15 protein-coding genes are annotated in these 18,007 nt (G+C 74.8%); 5 read left to right on the top strand and 10 right to left on the bottom strand.

Features of this window, described 5'->3' with window-relative positions:
- From ACQUFX_RS10440 to ACQUFX_RS10430, 3 genes are all read right to left on the bottom strand, one after another.
- Window positions 1–1,755: an ABC transporter ATP-binding protein gene (locus ACQUFX_RS10440; protein ID WP_428965799.1), complete on the bottom strand. Its 1,755-nt coding sequence runs from the start codon at window positions 1,753–1,755 to the stop codon at window positions 1–3.
- Window positions 1,752–3,431: an ABC transporter transmembrane domain-containing protein gene (locus ACQUFX_RS10435; RefSeq protein WP_428965798.1), complete on the bottom strand. Its 1,680-nt coding sequence runs from the start codon at window positions 3,429–3,431 to the stop codon at window positions 1,752–1,754. The genes ACQUFX_RS10440 and ACQUFX_RS10435 overlap by 4 nt, the downstream gene beginning before the upstream one ends.
- Before the next feature lie 229 nt (window positions 3,432–3,660).
- A complete protein-coding gene (locus tag ACQUFX_RS10430) occupies window positions 3,661–4,428 on the bottom strand; it encodes a hypothetical protein (protein ID WP_428965797.1) in 768 nt (255 codons plus the stop codon).
- Between the two features lie 333 nt (window positions 4,429–4,761).
- Between ACQUFX_RS10430 and ACQUFX_RS10425 the strand changes: the two genes are divergently transcribed.
- Window positions 4,762–5,316, top strand: coding sequence for a hypothetical protein (locus ACQUFX_RS10425; protein ID WP_428965796.1), 555 nt, complete (start codon window positions 4,762–4,764; stop codon window positions 5,314–5,316).
- A gap of 56 nt (window positions 5,317–5,372) precedes the next feature.
- On the opposite strand, the gene ACQUFX_RS10420 is transcribed toward ACQUFX_RS10425, so the two are convergent.
- Together ACQUFX_RS10420 and ACQUFX_RS10415 are read right to left on the bottom strand one after the other, a co-directional pair.
- Window positions 5,373–6,059 (bottom strand): response regulator transcription factor, encoded by a 687-nt coding sequence (locus tag ACQUFX_RS10420; RefSeq protein WP_428965795.1) that lies wholly within the window; start codon window positions 6,057–6,059, stop codon window positions 5,373–5,375.
- Window positions 6,056–7,192, bottom strand: a complete 1,137-nt coding sequence (locus ACQUFX_RS10415) for a sensor histidine kinase (protein WP_428965794.1) — start codon at window positions 7,190–7,192, stop codon at window positions 6,056–6,058. The genes ACQUFX_RS10420 and ACQUFX_RS10415 overlap by 4 nt, the downstream gene beginning before the upstream one ends.
- Before the next feature lie 170 nt (window positions 7,193–7,362).
- Here ACQUFX_RS10415 and ACQUFX_RS10410 point away from each other — a divergent pair, with 170 nt between their 5' ends.
- Entirely contained in the window at window positions 7,363–8,031 is a 669-nt protein-coding gene (locus tag ACQUFX_RS10410; RefSeq protein ID WP_428965793.1) for a DUF2306 domain-containing protein, read from the top strand.
- Window positions 8,032–8,038: 7 nt separating this feature from the next.
- Here ACQUFX_RS10410 and ACQUFX_RS10405 read toward each other — a convergent pair whose 3' ends face one another.
- Entirely contained in the window at window positions 8,039–9,139 is a 1,101-nt protein-coding gene (locus ACQUFX_RS10405) for a hypothetical protein (RefSeq protein ID WP_428965792.1), read from the bottom strand.
- Between the two features lie 122 nt (window positions 9,140–9,261).
- Here ACQUFX_RS10405 and ACQUFX_RS10400 point away from each other — a divergent pair, with 122 nt between their 5' ends.
- Window positions 9,262–9,966: a GOLPH3/VPS74 family protein gene (locus tag ACQUFX_RS10400; protein WP_428965791.1), complete on the top strand. Its 705-nt coding sequence runs from the start codon at window positions 9,262–9,264 to the stop codon at window positions 9,964–9,966.
- 27 nt (window positions 9,967–9,993) lie between these two features.
- Here ACQUFX_RS10400 and ACQUFX_RS10395 read toward each other — a convergent pair whose 3' ends face one another.
- From ACQUFX_RS10395 to ACQUFX_RS10380, 4 genes are all read right to left on the bottom strand, one after another.
- Window positions 9,994–10,548: an RNA 2'-phosphotransferase gene (locus ACQUFX_RS10395; RefSeq protein WP_428965790.1), complete on the bottom strand. Its 555-nt coding sequence runs from the start codon at window positions 10,546–10,548 to the stop codon at window positions 9,994–9,996.
- Window positions 10,549–10,627: 79 nt separating this feature from the next.
- Complete coding sequence (gene abc-f, locus ACQUFX_RS10390) at window positions 10,628–12,265, bottom strand: ribosomal protection-like ABC-F family protein (RefSeq protein ID WP_428965789.1); 1,638 nt, start codon at window positions 12,263–12,265, stop codon at window positions 10,628–10,630.
- Window positions 12,266–12,633: 368 nt separating this feature from the next.
- Window positions 12,634–13,812: an RNA ligase RtcB family protein gene (locus tag ACQUFX_RS10385; RefSeq protein WP_428965788.1), complete on the bottom strand. Its 1,179-nt coding sequence runs from the start codon at window positions 13,810–13,812 to the stop codon at window positions 12,634–12,636.
- 166 nt (window positions 13,813–13,978) lie between these two features.
- Window positions 13,979–14,599, bottom strand: coding sequence for a hypothetical protein (locus ACQUFX_RS10380; RefSeq protein ID WP_428965787.1), 621 nt, complete (start codon window positions 14,597–14,599; stop codon window positions 13,979–13,981).
- Window positions 14,600–14,683: 84 nt separating this feature from the next.
- Here ACQUFX_RS10380 and ACQUFX_RS10375 point away from each other — a divergent pair, with 84 nt between their 5' ends.
- Both ACQUFX_RS10375 and ACQUFX_RS10370 read left to right on the top strand, forming a co-directional pair.
- Window positions 14,684–15,289, top strand: a complete 606-nt coding sequence (locus ACQUFX_RS10375; protein WP_428965786.1) for a CGNR zinc finger domain-containing protein — start codon at window positions 14,684–14,686, stop codon at window positions 15,287–15,289.
- Between the two features lie 364 nt (window positions 15,290–15,653).
- Entirely contained in the window at window positions 15,654–17,948 is a 2,295-nt protein-coding gene (locus ACQUFX_RS10370) for an exo-beta-d-1,3/1,6-glucosidase (protein ID WP_428965785.1), read from the top strand.
- The last annotated feature ends 59 nt before the right edge of the window (window positions 17,949–18,007 follow it).

Raw genomic sequence — 18,007 nt, 5'->3', positions numbered from 1 at the left:
TCAGCGGTGCCAGGCGGACCAGAGCGTCGCGTAGGTGCCGCCGGCGGCGACGAGCTCCTCCGGGCTGCCCAGTTCGACGATCCGGCCGTGCGCCATCACGGCGATCCGGTCACAGGCCTGCGCCTGGGTGAGCCGGTGGGCCACGACGATCGCCGTCCGCCCCCGGACGAGGGCGGCGCTGGCCAGTTCGAGCTGCCGGGCGCCCGCGCTGCCCGCCTCGGCGGTCGCCTCGTCGAGGACGACGATCGGCGGGTCGAGCAGGGCGATCCGGGCCAGCGCGACCTGTTGCGCCTGGCTCGGAGTGAGGTGGTGCTCGCCGTCGCCGACCACGGTCTGGAGCCCGTCGGGGAGCGCGGCGACCCAGGTGTCGGCCCCGACCAGCGCCAACGCGGCGTGCAACTGCGCGTCGTCGGCGTGCGGGGCGGCCAGCCGCAGGTCGTCGGCGAGCGTCCCGGCGAAGACGTGGACCTCCTGGGTGACCACGCCGACGAGGCGGCGCAACTCGTCCGGGTGCAGGTCGTCGATCGGCAGGTCACCCAGCCACACCTTGCCGCCGGTGGCGGGGAAGACCCCACCGAGGATGGCCGCGAGGGTCGTCTTGCCCGCCCCGCTCTCCCCGACGATCGCCAGCGACTCGCCCGGGGCGACCTCGATCGAGACGTCGTGCAGCACGGTCGGGCCGTCGGGGTACCGGTGCGACACCGACGTGGCGACGACCCCGGCCGGCGCCCGGGAGCCGGCCGGGTCGACCACCCGCGCCGCCGGCACGTCGAGCCCGGCGATGCCGACGAGCCGGGCGAGCGCCGCGCCCGCCGACTGGACGTCGTTGAACGAGATCAGCAGCATTCCGAGCGGGCCGAAGAGCCGGTGGAACAGCAGCGCGGCGGCCGTGACGTCGCCGACCGTGCTGACCTCCCCGCGCACCAGCAGGAACCCGGTGAGCAGCACGGCGGTGAGCCCGATCGCCTCGGCGTAGTTCATCATGTTCGCGAACCAGAGGAAGCCCCGGACGGCCCGCAGCCGGGCGACCACCGCACCGCGCGACGCCTCGTCGACCCGCCGGCCCTGCGGCTCCTGCATCCCGTAGGCGTGCACCGTCCGGGCACCGGTGAAGGTGGTGAGCAGGCTCTGCGTCCGGACCGCCGCGGCCTGACGCTCGGCGGCGTAGAGCCGGGCGGCCCGCGGCACGAACCGGCGCAGGCTCAGCACGTACACCGGGAAGACGACCAGGAACGCGGCGGCGATCCGCCAGTCGAGCGTCGCGAAGCCGGCGAAGGTGATCACGACGGTGACCAGCGAGGTGAAGACCCCGGCGGCCAACTGGACGGAGTCGGTGACCTGCTCCACGTCCTCGGTGACCCGGGAGGCCACGTCGCCGGAGCCGACGGCCTCCAGCCGCGCCGCGTCCATCCGCAGCGCGTGGTCGAGCACCTGCTCGCGTAGGTCGGCGCAGGCCCGCGTACCCCACTCGGTGACCAGCCACCGGGACACCCCGGTCAGCGCCGCGGCGGCGAGGCCGGCGGCGAGGATCCACCCCGAGATCAGCAGCAGCGACCGGACGGTGCCGCCGGCGACCACCAGGTCGACCAGCCGGCCGAGCAGGATCGGCACCACGACGGCGGCGCCGCTGGCCGCGGTCGCCGTGGCGGCCGACGTCCAGGCGAGCACCGGATGGCGGCGCAGCGCCCGCCAGAAGGCGGCGGCGGTCACCCGGCCGGTCGCGACGGGCAGGATCGTGGGGACCGGGCCGGTCATCGCAGCACCACCTCGGCGTACGGGGGCCGCGCGAGCAGGTCGCGGTGGCGTCCGACGGCCGCGACCCGCCCGCCGTGGACGAACACCACCCGGTCGCAGCGGTCGAGCAGCGGCGCGCTGGTGGTGACCAGCACCGTCGCCTGCCCGTCGCGGTACGCGCGCACCCCGTCGGCGATGGCGTGCTCGGTGACCGCGTCGACGGCTGTCGTCGGGTCGCGCAGCACGGTGACCGGACGGTCGGCGAGCAGCGCCCGGGCCAGGGCGAGCCGCTGCCGCTGGCCACCGGAGAGGTTGAGCCCGTGGTCGAGCAGTTCCCGGTCCAGGCCCGTGCCGCCGTCGGTGCGCAGGTCGCTGGCGGACGCCGCCGCCAGGGCCCGGTCCACCGTCGCCTCGTCGTGGTCGGCGCCGGTGTGCAGCGCCTCGCGGATCGAGGACCCGAACAGGTCGACCGCGTGCGGCTCGACGAGCACGACCCGGCGCAGCGAGGTGATGTCGAGGTCCCGCACCGGCGTGCCGGCCAGGGTGACCTCCCCCCGTTCCGGCGGACGGGCGCCCGTGAGCAGGTCGGTGACGGCGTCCGCGGTCGCGGTCTCCCCGGTGACGACCCCGAGCAGCTCACCGGGCTCGACGGCGAGGCTGACGCCGTCCAGGCCCGGTGCGTGGACGTCGTCGAGGACCAGGGTGCCCGGCTGCGCCGTCCGGGTACCGGACGAGACGCGCTCCGGCGCGTCGAGGACCTCGGCGACCCGGGCGGCGCTGGCCCGCGCGGTGGCCAGCTTGAAGACGCAGTCGGCGAGGTTGAGCACCGGGTCGGTGATGAACGCCGCCAGCCCGACGATGGTGATCAGTTCCCCGAACGTGATGCGTCCCTGGAGCGCGAACCAGCCCGCCAACGCGGCGACGACAGTGATCAGCAGACCGGTGGTGAACGTCGACGCGCCGACGAACACGGCTCCGGCCTTGACCGCCCCGATGTTGGCACGCAGCGAGGTGCGGCTGGCGGACCGGTACCGACGCGCGGCCTCGTCGACGCCGCCGAAGCCCCGCAGCGGCCGGAGCCCGTGCAGCAGATCCGCCGCCGTCGCGGCGGCCCGACCGATGGCCTGCTGCTGCGCCGCCGTGTGGCGGCCCACGAGCGGCCCGAGCGCGTTGAGCCCGAGCACCAGCACCGGGATGCCCACCACCAGGCCGAGGCCGAGGGACCAGTCGATCCGCAGCAGCACGACCGTCGCGACCGTCAGACCCAGCAGCGCGGACACGACGCGGCTGCCCAGTTCGAGCAGCTCGGCGGAGGCCTCGGTGTCGGAGGTGGCGATCGAGAGCAGTTCCCCGCTCTGGCGGCGGGTGCGGATGCCCTGCCCGGCGACGACCCGCCGGACCACCCGCATCCGCAGGGCGTGCGACTCCTCCACCATCGCCTTGGACAGGAACCAGAACCCCGACCGCCAGCCCATGGTGAGCGCGGTGAACAGCCCGAAGATCCCCAGGACCGACCAGAGCATCGCGGTGGTCGACCCGGTGCCGACCGCCTGGTCGATGACCAGCCCGATCGCCACCGGGACGAGCGCCTCGCAGACCTGGTGCAGGGACCAGAAGGCGGCGCACAGGGCGGTGTCGCGCCGCTGGCGCCAGAACATTCCACGGATCAGCCGACCGGCCGGTGACACGGCGCGCATCCTCACACCGCCGGTCGCCGGCGCGGGTGCGTGGCGACCACCCCGAGCGATCGTTGGTCGGCCCGGCTGGCTCGCGCCGTGGTCTGTGTCATCCCCGCCCCACTCTCAACAAGTTAGGATAGGCTAACTTGTTGGCCTGCTCGGGTGTGAGCTGGGGAACGAGCGGCGACGGGTGCGGGCGGGCCGCTGTCCGACCGGTGGGGCCGGAAGGGTGGTCCCGGCCTGGTCGTCAGCCGAAGGTGACCGTCCAGTTCTCGCCGTCGAAGACCGCCGTCGCGTCGGTCTCGCCGTCGGGGTACTGGAGTTGGTACGGCTCGGTCAGGATGTCCTCGGTGACGACCGTGCCGGCCTTGTAACTGCCGAACGCCAGCCAGTAGGTCGGGGTGAGCAGGAACTGCGCGCCGGCCTTGGGCTGGGTCGGCACCACGAACGTGCCCGCGCCGGACATCCCGATCCCGACGCTGCCCTGGGTGGCCAGTCCGGGGCCGGGCACCGTCTCGTCCTCGGTGATGAGCAGTGACCCGGGGGCGGCGCCCGAGGTCGGCGTCCCGAACTCGAAACCGTCGTCGATGTACGAGAGGGTGACCATGTTCTGGTTCTGGAGGTCGGCGGGGATGATCTGGCCCGCCTCGTAGTCGACGCCGGGCTTGAGCGTTCCGGTCTGACCCCAGACGAAGTTGTAGTCGATCGTCCATTTGAAGGTGATGCTGGTGCCGGCGTGGCACATCTTCGACAGCCAGGCCAACGAGTACATGTCCGCCGGCTGGCTGGGCTGCTGCTGGAAGACGATCGCGTTCTCGTCGTCGATTTTGGAATTGTTGACGATCATGACGCTGTACGGCGTGCCGGTGAGCGCGGCCCGCCTCCGGCCTGGCGTGGCCGTGCCTGCCGGGCCGGCTGACGCGGGTGTCGCCGCGCTGCCCAGCACGGCTGCGCCGAGCGTCAGGCCCAGGGCGGTGAGGCCCTGCCGGCGGCTCATTGACACGTCTTTGCCCATGCGTTTCTCCTGTAGAATCCGGGCACCGGAGGGTGCGTTGCAAACGCAGTCGATGTTTTCGCCGGAGGAGTCGTGAACAATGCGGTGACGATGCGTGAAATGCTAGTGCCGATTCGTTGATGATCGCAAGCTCGCGTACCGGGCTTCCGGTTGTCCGCCCAGAGGGAGATAGCGCGCCAATTTCATTGGCGCTGATGAATGTATGCAAATGGGTGTATTGGCGTCCGGCGCGCCGCGCCGCCGGGTGTGGCGGAGACGTCGGCCCGCCGTTCCCCGCCACCGGCGCGTCGCCCCGCGGTGACGGCGGTCCGGCCGCGTCGCTACCCTGCGGCGATGACGGTTGGCGGGGACGGGGAACGGCTGGCGGCGTCACTGGCCGACCGTCTCGACGCGCTCGCCTTCACCGATTTGACCACCGACCAGGTCACCGCCCGGCTGATCGACGCGGTGGTCGGCTGGGCGGGGGAGCGTGGCTGGCGGGTCTACCGGCGGGCGCCCAGCGTGGTGCCGCTGCCCCCGCCGATGGCCGGGCAGCAGTCGGTGCTCGACGTGGCCTGCGCCCGTCCGGACGGGCCGCCCGTCGTCGTCGAGGTCGACCACGGCAGCCGGCGGCGTACCTGGGAGAAGCTGCTCGCCGAGGCGGACGCGGGGCGGATCCCGCTCTGGGTGCGCTGGGGCGCGGGCCGGTTCACCGCGCCACCTCCGCCGATCCGGATGGTGACCTGCGAAGTCGACCGGCGGCCGGATCCCACCGGCCGGGGTCGGGTGCACAGCCGCTCGCCGCTGGCCGGCATGCCGCCACCGGCGCACTCCGCCGGGCGGGTCGGGGCGGCCACCGCCGTCGAACTGCCGCTGCCGCCGGCCGGGTCACCCGACGTCGGCCGCTGACAGGGCCGTACCGGCCCTCGGCGATGATCCTGATGAGGGCGCGGCGCTCACGGGCGCTACCCCGCGCCGCCGTGGCCCCTCCCGACCCGGCCCGTCTCGTACGCCCACATGGCGATCTCCACCCGGTTGCGGGCGGCCAGCTTGGCCATCAGGCTCGCGACGTGGGTCTTCACGGTGCTGAGGCTGATGTGCAGCTCGCGGGCGATCTCGGTGTTGGTCCGACCGCCCGCCACGGCGGCGAGCACCTCCTCCTCCCGGCCGGTGAGCGCGTCGACCGGCTGCCTCGGGGGAGCGCCCGGCCCCAGCTCGGCGAACGCCGTGAGCAGCCGGGTGGTGATGTTCGGCGCGATGAGGGCGTCGCCAGCGGCGGCGGCGCGGACGGCCTGGGTGAGCAGGGCCGTACCGGAGCCCTTGAGCAGGAACCCGCGTGCTCCGGCGCGCAGCGCGGCGTAGACGTACTCGTCGAGGTCGAACGTGGTGATGACGACCACGGCGAGGGGATCGGCGACGGCCGGCCCGGCGAGGTGCCGGGTGGCGTCGATGCCGTTCATCCCGGGCATCCGGATGTCGAACAGGCACACGTCCGGGCGCAGCCGGCGGGCCAGTTCGACGGCCCGGTGGCCGTCGCCGGCCTCGCCCACGACCTCGATGTCCGGCTGGGCGTCGAGGATCATCGTCAGTCCGGTACGGACGATCTCCTGGTCGTCGGCGACGACCACCCGGATGAGCGGGCCGCCGGTCATCCGGCGGTTCCGGTCCGGGGCAGCGCCACGGCCACGGTCCACCCCCGGTCGGGGTCGGGACCGGCCTCGCAGGTGCCGCCGAGCAGCCCCGCCCGCTCCGTCATCCCGACGATGCCGAAGCCGCCGGGACCGGCGGGGCGGGCCGACCGGGTGTCGCCGTCGTCGCTGACCCGCAGGCGGACCGCCCCGGCGTCGGCGGCGACCCGGACCTCGATGCGGGTCGCGTGCCGGGCGTGCCGTCGCGCGTTGGTCACCGACTCCTGGGCGAGCCGGTAGATCGCGGACCCGACGGTCGACGGGACGTCGTCGAGGTCGCCGAGCAGTTCCACGTCGACCACCGGCCCGGGCGGTGACCGGTCCGCCAGCCCGACGAGGTCCGGGATCCCCGGGCTGGGGGCCAGGTCCACCGGGTGGCTCCGGCGCAGGGTGTGCACCATCGCGCGCATCTCGGCCAGGGCGCGCGTCGCCTCGGCCTCGATCACCCGAAGCGCGTCCACCGCGGCCTCCGGCCGGGTCTGCGCCACCGCGATGCCCGCCTGGGCGCGGATCGCCATCGCCGAGACGTGGTGGGCCACCGTGTCGTGCAGGTCGCGGGCGAGCCGCTCCCGCTCGCGCAGCTTGGCCTGGTCGAGGCCGCGGGCCCACAGGCCCGCCCGGTACCGGAACGCGGTGGCGAGGGCGAACACCGCGACCATCACCACCGTCCCGAGGACGGCGTCGGCGGGACTGAGCTGCCCCAGCGCCACCGACAGGCCCATCTCGGCGAGGATGAGCGCCGCGCCGGCCACCGCCTCCCGCCCGGAGCCCCAGCGGACCAGCGCGTAGGGCAGGAGTAACAGGTACACCATGGTGGCCAGGTCCGGCTCGTGCCCGATCAGCAGCGGGGTGACGCCGGTGGTGGTGAACGCGACCGCGACCATCAGCAGCGGTCTGCTCCGGCGCCACCACACCGTGGGTACCAGCGCCAGCGCGACGAACACCGCGAAGGCCCGTGCCGGCACCTCGGGCCGGAGCAACCCTTCGAGGAGCACCAGCGCGACGAGTACGCCCACCAGCGCCCGGTCGCGCCACACCCGCCCCGGCGGGTCGGGGGCCCGGGGCTCGACCCACACGGAGCGGACAAGCTCGCGCACGCATCCGATGGTACGCAGCGGACCCGGCCACCGGACCGGCCCAAAGTACGGCTCCGACCCCCGCCCACCGACCGGGTCGGCGGCGGCCGTTGCGCCGATGAGTTCCGTCACGCCCGGCGCGAGGATCGAGGCGTCACGACGGACCGAGTGCGCATCGGGAAGGGGCACCCGTGAAGTCCACCACCGCGTCGGACTGGCTCATCCCCGCCGGCCTGCTCGTGCTCAGCGCCGTACCGGTGGTCGCCGGCAGCCTCCGCCTGGCCGAACTCGCCGGCGGTGGGCCGGTGCTGCCCGACGGCGAGCGGATCGGCTCGGCACCCGTACCCGTGGCGGTGCACATCGTCGGCGTCACGGTCTTCAGCGTGCTCGGCGCCTTCCAGTTCGCGCCCCGCGTGCGCCGCCGCCACCGGGGCTGGCACCGCGCGGCGGGCCGGGTCCTGATCCCGTGCGGGCTGGTCGCCGCGCTCAGCGGGGTGTGGCTGGCCGTGTTCCTGCCCCGGTCGGCTGTCGACAGTGACGCGCTGGTGGTGCTCCGGGTGGTGGTGGGCGTGGCCATGGCGACAGCCCTCCTCCTCGGCTTCGTCGCGGTGCGGCGGCGCGACATCGCCCGGCACCGCGCGTGGCTGATCCGTGGCTACGCGATCGGCCTGGGCGCCGGCACCCAGGTCGTCACCCAGGCCGTCTGGGTGGGCGCGGTCGACCCGCTCACGGCGTCCGGCAAGACCGGCGCCCTGGCCGCAGCCTGGCTGATCAACGTGCTCGTGGCGGAGTGGATCGTCCGGCGGCCGGCCGGTGCGGCCCGGCGCGTGGCCGGCGCGCGTGGCGTACCGGTCGGCTGACCCGCCGTCACCGCCCGTGCTGGACCAGGGAGTCCCGGGTGGTCAGCAGCTGCCACGCCATCGCGGGCGGGGTGTCGCCCAGCGCCAGACGCGCCACCAGGGTGGTGCCGTCGACCCGGATCTCGGCGGCGGTCAGCAGCTCGGACCAGGGCTGGCGGGTCGCCAGCGAGCGCCCCTGCGCGAGGTGGGTCCGCAGCGCGGTGGCGTTGGCCTCGGCCGTGGCGGCGTCGGCGTGCGCGTAGGCGAGCACCAGGAACGGCTGGCCGTCGAGGACCAGTCCGGTGGCGACCCCACCGAAGGGCCGCAGGGGAGAGGCGTCCGGCCCGACCTGGTAGCGGCCCCGGGCGCTCAGCATCGTCGCGTACGCCCCCTCGGTGGTCATCGCCTGGGCCAGCGCCCGCAGCTCGGGGACGTCCGCGAGCGTGCCGCCGCCCGCCCCGACCGCCGCGTCGACCTGCCCGGCGGAGGGGGAGACGACCAACCGGCCCGAGTCCAGGGCCACGGTCAGCGGCTGGCCCAGCGGCCGGGCGACGGTACGCTCCTTCAGGTTGGCGGACAGGTCCTCGCCGGCGCCGACCCGCCACCGCCCGTCGGCGGGGGCTCCCATGGCGGCGGTCAGGCGTTGTTCGGTGAACGTGCCACCGAGCACGGTCAGCGTGGCCGGCGGCGTCGGGTACTCCACGAACCAGCGCACGTCCAGCACCGACCAGCCCAGCTCCGCGTCGAACTCCCCGGCCCGGCTGAGCCCCGCGGGCCCGATCCGCTCCGGCAGGGGCGTCACGACCGGTGGGGCGGCTTCACCGGGCGTCCTGACCCCCTGCAACGCCTTGAGGTAGGCGGTGACCGCGTCCTGGTCGGTGACGTCGCCCGGCGGGCTCACCCCGGCCGCCTTCGCCGCCGCGTCGACGTCGGCGACGGTGACCAGGATGCCGCCGTCACCGTCGGCGAGCGAGCCGGGCAGCAGGGCGAGCCGGTCGACGAACGAGCCACCGACCGGACGGGGGGCGTCGTTCCCGGCCCCGCCGCCACCCCCGTCGTCGCCACCGCAACCGGCGGCGGCCAGCCCGAGGATCAGCAGGATCGCGGTCGTCACACGTCGTCGCCCCATGCCGCGCACGATAGTCGTGTGGATCAAGGCACGGGCCGTGGGCCGGCGGCGTCGACCACAGCGGACGCCCTCGGCCGCGACCGACCGCCCCGAGATCAGTTCACCACGGAAAGGTGGGACCGATGACCACGCGAACCGAGGCGCCGACCCTGGCGGAGGACCTCCTGCTCCTGCTGTTCCAGCCGAACTCCGGCGGCCGGGCGGGCACCGGGACCATCGCCGGCGAGAACACGCTCTTCCACACCCTGGCCGGCGCGGTGCTCGCGGATCTCGGGCTCGGCGACCACGTACGAACCGGTGCCGGTCGGGGCGGGTCGACGCGGGTGGAGGCCGTCGCGGATCACCCGCCGGCGGATGACATCCTGCGCTCGGCCTGGGACTACCTCCTCGCCAAGCCCCGAGGCGTCCAGACGGTGCTCGCGGCGATCGGACCGACGCTGCGGAGCCCGCTGCTGGACAGGCTCGTCGAGCGCGGCGACATCCGCCGGGAAGCCCGCACGGCGCTCGGTCTGTTCCGGACGACCGTCCTCGGGGACGGCGGAAACGGGCGTCGAGCCCGGCTGCTCGACGACGTCCGCGACGTGCTCGTCGAGGGGGCCGAGCGGCAGCCCCGGGTCGCCGCGCTCGTGGGACTGCTGTCGGGCAGCGGCACGCTGCCCCAGTTCCACCGCGAGATCCCCTGGACCGCGCCGGTGATCGCCCGCGCCAAGGAACTCGAGCAGGGCAACTGGGGGGCCGGCGCCGCCGCCGAAGCGGTCACCCGCACCGTCACCGCGACCATCGTCAACACCGTCGTCGCGGCGTCCGTCCTGCCGCCCCGCACCTGAGACAGCGGCACGCTCCGCTGCCACCGCTCAGCCGGCGTCGGCCCCCTCGCGCAGGTAGGCCGGCGGGACAGCCTCGGTCAACCAGACCCCGTTGTCGCTGCGGTAGAAGAGGTGACCGTCGCCGGCCATCGCCTCGGCGTCGACGGTGAGCACGACCACCCGTCCGCCCCGTCGGGCACCGACCCGTCGGGCGGTCTCCGTGTCGGCGCTGAGGTGCACGTGATGCCGGCCGGCGCGGTGCAGCCCGGTCGCCCGGATCGACGGCCACGCGGCGGCGCCCGTGCCGTGGTACAGCCGGGCCGGGGGCGGCAGCGGCGACAGGCCGAGGTCGACGGGGACGGAGTGGCCCTGGCTGGCCCGGATCCACTCGACGCCGTCGGCGTCACGGCGGACGGCGTACCGCTGTTTGTTGTTGCCGGCGACCACCGCGTCGAGGTCGGCGCGGGGGATCCGCAGCGCGGTGAGGAAGGCGTCGAGCCGGACCCAGCCGGCCGCGTCGAGGCGGAGGCCGACCCGCTCGGGGTCGTGCCGGAGCACCTTGGACATGCGTTTGCTCAGGCTGACGAGTTGCTTGTGTTCCACTGTGGGCATTGTGGCCGCCGCGCCGCCGCCCGGCCACCGATTAACCGGTGGCCGGGCGGGGACGGCGCGGCGTGCCGCCTCAGGTGGCCTCGGGGGCGGGGACCTCCCGCAGCACGCCGCCGTCGAGGCGCAGCCAGCGCTGCACGCCGATGTCGTCGAGGAAGCGTTCGTCGTGGCTGACCACCACGAAGGCCCCCCGGTAGGCGTCGAGCGCGCTCACCAGTTGCGCCACGCTGACCAGGTCGAGGTTGTTGGTGGGCTCGTCCAGCAGGAGCAGGTGGGGTGCGGGCTGGGCGGAGAGAACGCAGGCGAGGGTGGCGCGCAGCCGCTCACCGCCGGAGAGCACCCCGACCGGCAGGTGCGCGCGGGCCCCCCGGAACAGGAACCGGGCGAGCAGGTTCATCCGTTCGGCCTGCGGCCGGTCCGGCGCGGAGGCGGCGAGGTTCTCCGCGACCGTCCGGTCGAGGTCGAGCAGGTCCAACCGTTGCGACAGGTACGCGACCCGCCCGTCGGCGCGGCGTACCTGCCCGTCGTCGGGGTTCAGGTCGCCGTGCAGCAGGCGGAGCAGGGTGGACTTGCCCGCGCCGTTCGGGCCGGTCAGCGCGATCCGCTCCGGGCCCCGGACGCTCAGGTCGACGCCGTCGCCGGCGAAGACGTCGTGGTCGCCGTGGCGGATCCGGACCCGTTCGACGGTGACCACCGTCCGCCCGGCGGGGACGAGGGTGTCCGGCAGGTCGAGGGTGAGGACCTGGTCGTCGCGCAGCGCCCGGCTCGCCTCGTCGAGGCGGGTCTGGGCCTCGCTGACCCGGTTGGCGTGCGCCTGCTGCGCCCGGCCGGCGGACTCCTGGGCGCTGCGCTTGAGGCCACCGGCGACGATCCGGGCCAGGCCGGCGTTGCCGAGGTTACGGGCGGCGTTGCTGGCCCGGCGGTCGGCCCGTTCGCGGGCCTGCTGCATCTCCCGCTTCTCCCGCTTCACCTCCTGCTCGGCGCTGCGCACGGTCCGCTCCGCCGCCTCGCGGGCGGTCTTCGCGGCCTGCTCGTACGCGGTGAAGTTCCCGCCGAAGAGGCGGAGGCCGCCCCGGTCGAGTTCGGCGATGCGGTCCATCCGGTCCAGCAGCGCCCGGTCGTGGCTGACCAGCAGCAGGCAGCCGGGCCAGCTCTCCAGCACCGCGTACAGCCGGTGCCGGGCGTCGACGTCGAGGTTGTTGGTCGGCTCGTCCAGCAGCAGGACGTCCGGGCGCCGGAGCAGTTGCGCGGCCAGCCCGAGCGCGACCACCTGGCCGCCGCTGAGGGTGTCCAGGCGACGGTCCAGCGCCACGTCCCCCAGGCCGAGCCGGTCGAGTTCGGCGTGGCTGCGTTCCTCGACGTCCCAGTCGTCCCCGACGGCGGTGAAGTGTTCCTCCGCCGGATCGCCCGCCTCGATGGCGCGCAGGGCGGTGATGGTGGCGTCGACGCCGAGCACCCGGGCGACGGTCAGGTCGCCGGCCAGCGGCAGGTCCTGCGGCAGGTAGCCGAGCACCCCGTCGACGTGCACGCTGCCGCCGGTCGGGGTGAGCTCGCCGGCGATCAGGCGCAGCAGGGTGGTCTTGCCGGCGCCGTTGGGGGCGACCAGGCCGGTCCGCCCGGCCGGCACGGTGCCGGTGAGGTCGTGGAGGACCGGCGTCTGGTCCGGCCAGGAGAAGGACAGATTCGTACAGACGATGCAGGTGTCGGACATGCGGGAGACATCCTCGGCAAAGGGGGCCGGGGCGCGACTGGCACCCGGTGGGAGAAAGGATCACGACGAGACAGGCCGCCCCGGCGGGCGGCGGGGCCGCTCACCCCGAGATGTCGTCGTCCCCCGTCTTCAGGGTGCTCTCCCTCAGTGCTCTGGCGCTCTGGTGTGCTCTGGCGCTCTGGTGCTTCGGTCCCTCAGCGCGTGGTCCGCGTCGCACGCGGCCACCAGCCTAGCAACTCCCCGGAGCCGTCGACACCGCATTCACCGGCGGGAGCGGGGGACGGGCCGGGCGGTGACGTACCGGGGCAGCCGGGCCACGGGCCCGGGGCACTCCTGCCGGCCCCGCCCGGCGGAGACCAGCAGGTCGGTCACCGCCGCCCCCGTGCCCGGCGCCGGTCTGGTCGGCGCGCCGGCCCGGCGTCCGGGGTCTTGTACGTGACCAGCGGCACCGTGGTGGCCACGGGGGTGGCCAGGCCGTGCTCGACGAGGTCGCCGATCACCTGCTCGATGCGCTTGTACGCGGTGGGCGCCTCCTCGAAGAGCAACTGACGGTCGCCGCACACCACCAGTGAACCCACCGGTGTCCGCCGCAGTTCCTCGACGGTGTGCTTGGCCCGGCCCCGGCGCAGCGCGTCGGCCCGGGACATCTTGCGGCCGGCACCGTGCGCCACGGAGTGGTTGGCCGCCGGGCCGGAGTGGGCGGCCACCAGGTACGACGGGGTGCCCCGGGTGCCGGCGACCAGCACGTCCCGGTCGTCGCCCGGCGCCGCTCCCTTGCGGTGCAGGTACCGGCCGTCGCGACGTTCGACCAGGTTGTGGCACTGGTCCACGATCGGCTCGGTGGGCTCGGCCCCGAGGGCGTGGGCGACCCGCGCGGCCAGCAGCCGCCGGTTGAGCGACCCCCACCGGACGGCCTCGTCGTGCCGCGCCAGGTACCCGGCCGGGTCGGGGGCCGGCCCGGCGCCGTGGACCTCGGTGTGCTCGCGCAGGATCCGCTCGCCCAATCCCCGGGACCCGCTGTGCACCACCAGCACGAGGTCGCCGGTGGCGATCCCGAGCCGGGTCGCGTGCGCCGGCTCGACGACGGACCCGATCCGGGCCAGCTCGACGAAGTGGTTGCCCCGCCCGACGGTGCCGAGGCCGTCGAGGTGGCCGGCGGGGACGTCACCGTCCAGCACGGACCAGGCCGGGTCGTCGGCGTCCCGGCCGGGGTGCAGCGCGCGGTCGAGGTCGGGGAACCGGGCGGCGAGCCGCTCCGGCACGGCCCGCTTGAGGGCGATCGGGAACACGGCGATGCCGCACCCGATGTCGGAGCCCACCAGGAACGGGTACAGCACGGTCGACGCCATGGCGGCACCGATCGGGGCGCCCTTGCCGGGATGCAGGTCCGGCATGCCGGCGACGTGGACCATGCCGGCGAGGGCGGCCACCTGTCGGCACTGCGCGACCGCGTCGGACTCGATCCAGCTCGTCGGGGCCGCGAAGACGGTGACGGTGGCGGGGGTGGACGGCGGCAGGGACTCCTGCCGCCCGTGGCGCAGGGACACGGACGCTCTCTTCCGTGGACAGGACAGGGGTGTACGGCGTCCCGGCGCGCATCGGCGCCGGGACCGACCGGGTCGTCACGGGTGCTGTCCGTCAGAACGTCATGGGCCCACCCTCCCGCGACGCCGGGGTGCCGGGCAACCGCATTTCGGCGGACCGGGCGGCGACTCAGTCGCCCAGGGCGAGGCAGACGTTCTCCTGCTCACCAACGCCGACGGCCAGCCGGCGGGTGCCGTCGGCGTCGATGGTGACGACGTGCAGGCCGTCGAGCAGGTAGTAGCCCCGGGGGTGGTGGTCGCCGGGCCGGAACCCGAAACCCGCCGGGCCGACGATGGTGTACCGCGACCAGGTGCCGTCGGGCCGGTAGTCGGCGGCACCCGACCCGCCCGCGTCCCGTCGCGCGGTCGCCGCGGTGTCGCCGTTGACGAAGTCGACGACCAGCGGGCCGGTGAACTCCTCCCGGCGGACCGTGCCGTCGGGGTGCCGGGCGACGACCCGCACCCGGACGTCCTGGGTGACCACGCGGACCTGGAGCGGGAAGGAGCAGTACCGACCCGCCGGGGCGCTCCACTCCGGCTGCACCCAGGTGCGCCACGGCTCCGGCCGGTAGCCGCCGAGCAGTGGGTGGCCGCCGGCCGGGCCGCCGTGCCCCGGCGCGCTGCCGGACGCGGTCAGTGGTGGGGCCGGTTCGGTCGCCCGAGCGAGGGCCGCCGTCCCGGTGAGTGTGACCAGCATGGCGGCCGTGACCAGCATGGTGGCCGTCAGCGCCGCTGTCGCCCGTCTGCGCATCGTCGTCTCCTCAGCACGATCGTCGATTAACCGGTGAGAGAAGGTTTACCGGTTAATCGGCGGCCGTCAAGGCATACTCGGCCCATGCACTGGGTCGAGGTGGACGGGTACCCGATGCCGGTCCTGCTCGCCGGGCACCCCGGGCTGGAACTCTGCAACACCTGGGCCGGCTGGGACGCGCCCCCGGAGCCGCACCGGGAGTGGCTGCGCGACTACCAGCGGCTGGCCGTCTGGGCCCGGCACGCCGGCCTGCTCGACGCCGTCGTGACCGACCGGCTCCGGGCGGCGGCCCGGGACCGGCCCGACGAGGCCGGGGAGGTCCTCGCCGCGACCCGGGAGCTGCGGGCGGCCCTGTACGCCGTCCTGCTCGACCCGGGCGCGGACGCCGCCTTCCGGGTCGTCGCGCGGTACGCCGAACGTGCCGCCGCCACCGCGCGGCTGCGGGCCGACGCGGCGGGCGTCGCCCGGTGGACGCTGCCTGCGGACGCGGGGCTGGCGCTGCCGCTGCTCGCCTGCGCCCGGGCCGCTGCCGACCTGCTCGGCACGCCCGACCGGGCCCGGGTGCGGGCCTGCCCCGGCGACGACTGTGGATGGCTCTTCCTCGACACCCGGGGCCGCCGCCGCTGGTGCAGCATGGCGGTCTGCGGCAACCGTGCCAAGGCCCGCGCCTACCTGACCCGCCACCGCTGACCGCCCTGCCCCCGGCCCGCCGCGCCGCTGGTCCCGGCTCCCGCCGGGCGGGCGGCCGCCGTGCCGGGCGGTCACCGGCCCGCCGCCCGTCGACCACCGGCCCGCCGCCGGGCACCGGCGGGCGATCGACGGCGATGGGTGGGCGCGTGTTGCCGCCGGGACACCACGGCGACCAGAATGCCGGTACGTGACCACGGACGGTGCCGGATCGCCGGGAGCGGGTGACCTCCGCCGGCCGGGTCGCGGAAACGGTGGTGGGGCGGCGCTGCGGCCGCGCCACCGGCACCGGCCCGTCCCCACCGGCCGACAGCCACGACCGGAGCCGGCCCGAGGACGGCGTCCCCCCGACACGGAGAGCGCGGACATGACCCACGACCTGCCCTATCTCGACCCGACCCGTCCCGTCGCGGAGCGGGTCGCCGACCTGCTGGCCCGCATGACCCCGGCGGAGAAGGTCGGGCAGATGATGCAGCTCGACGCCGGCGGTGACCTGGCCGACCACATCCTGGCCACGCACGTCGGCTCCATCCTGCACACCTCCCCGGACGGCCTGCGCGAGGCCCACGACCTGACCGCCCGGACGAGGCTGCGGATCCCGCTGCTGGTGGGCGAGGACTGCATCCACGGGCACTCGTTCTTCCGGGGCGCGACGATCTTCCCGACCCAGCTCGGCATGGCTGCCACCTGGTCACCGGGCCTGGTCGAACGGGTCGCCCGGGTCACCGCGGTCGAGGTCTCCACCACCGGCGTGCACTGGACCTTCTCCCCGGTGCTGTGCATCGCCCGGGACCTGCGCTGGGGCCGGGTCGACGAGACGTTCGGCGAGGACCCCTTCCTGATCGGTGAGTACGCCTCCGCCATGGTGCGGGGCTACCAGAGCGAGGGCCTGACCGACCCGACGGCGATCCTGGCCACCGCCAAGCACTTCGCCGGCTACTCGGAGACCCAGGGCGGGCGCGACGCGAGCGAGGCGGACATCTCCCGGCGCAAGCTGCGCGCCTGGTTCCTGCCGCCGTTCGAGCGGGTGGCCCGGGAGGGCTGCCGGACCTTCATGCTCGGGTACCAGACCATCGACGGGGTGCCGATCACGGTCAACGACTGGCTGCTCGACGGCGTCCTGCGCGGCGAGTGGGGCTACACCGGCATGCTCGTCACCGACTGGGACAACGTCGGCCGGATGGTCTGGGAGCAGCAGGTCCAGCCGGACCACGCGCACGCCGCCGCGGCGGCCGTCCGGGCCGGCAACAACATGGTCATGACCACGCCGCAGTTCTTCCAGGGCGCGCTGGACGCGATCGACAAGGGCCTGCTCGCCGAGTCCGACCTCGACCCGGCCGTCGCCCGCATCCTCACCCTCAAGTTCGAGCTGGGCCTCTTCGAGGACCCCCGCCGCCCGGACGTCGAACGGCAGCGGGCGGTGATCGGCCACCCCACGCACACCGCGCTCAACCTGGAGGTCACCCGGCGCTCCCTGGTGCTGCTGCGCAACGACGGCGTCCTGCCGTTCGCGGGCGGGTTGACCGCCGACGAGACCGGCCGGGCCCGTGGCGGGGACGGCACCGCGCGTACCGTCGCCGTCGTCGGGCCCCTCGCCGACGACGCGCAGACCCAGCTCGGCGACTGGGCGGGCTCCTCCGGGCAGGCGCCCTGGCTCGCCGACGGCCAGCCCCGCGACCTGATCACGACGGTGCTCGACGGGCTGCGCGCGGTCACCCCGCCGGAGTGGACCGTGACGTACGCCCGGGGCGCCGACATCCTCACCCTGGACACCGACCCGGAGGGCGCGTTCTTCCCCGACGGCCAACCCCGCCCGCAGGTGGTCGTACCGTGCCCACCGGACCAGGCGATGATCGCGGAGGCCGTCGCGGCGGCCGAGGCGGCCGACTACGTGGTGGCGGTCGTCGGCGACCGCATCGAGCTGGTCGGTGAGGGCAAGTCCACCGCCACGCTCGACCTCGTCGGCGGCCAGGTCGCGCTGCTGGACGCCCTCGCGGCCACCGGCACCCCGCTGGTCGTCGTGCTGCTCGCCTCCAAGCCGTTGGTCCTGCCGGACTCGGCGCTGACCGCCGCCGCCCTGCTCTGGGTGGCGAACCCGGGCATGCAGGGCGGCCGGGCCGTCGCCGAACTCCTCCTCGGCCTCGTCGAGCCCAGCGGCCGGCTGCCCATCTCCTTCGCCCGCCACGTCGGCCAGCAGCCGACCTACTACAACCAGATCCGTGGCCAGCACGGCACCCGCTACGCCGACCTGACCCAGAGCCCCGCCTTCGCCTTCGGCGAGGGCCTGTCGTACACCACGGTCGAGTACACCGACCTGCGGATCGACTCCGCCGAGCTGGGGCCGGCGGAGACCGTCCGCGCCGAGGTGACGGTCCACAACACCGGGTCGCGGCCGGTCCGCGAGACCGTCCAGGTGTACGTGAGTGACACGGTGACCTCCGCGAGCTGGGCGGAGAAGGAGCTCAAGGGCTTCCGCCAGGTCGACCTGACGCCGGGGGAGCGCAGCACGGTGCGGATCGGGATCCCGGTGGCCGACTGCACCGTCGTCGACGGCCGGGGCCGCCGGGTCGTCGAACCCGGCGACTTCGAACTGCTGGTCGGGCCGTCTTCCCGGGACGCGGCCCTGCTGCGGGCACCGTTCACCGTGATCCCGGCGCCGTGACCGGCGGCGCCCCACGGGGTGGGGCGCCGCCGCTGCGGGACGGACCTCACCGGCAGGGC

This window comes from Micromonospora fluostatini, assembly GCF_050410825.1.
Taxonomy (GTDB): Bacteria; Actinomycetota; Actinomycetes; order Mycobacteriales; family Micromonosporaceae; genus Micromonospora; species Micromonospora rosaria.
The sequence above is the reverse complement of the archived record's forward strand: the minus strand, read 5'-3'. Positions and strand labels throughout refer to the sequence as shown.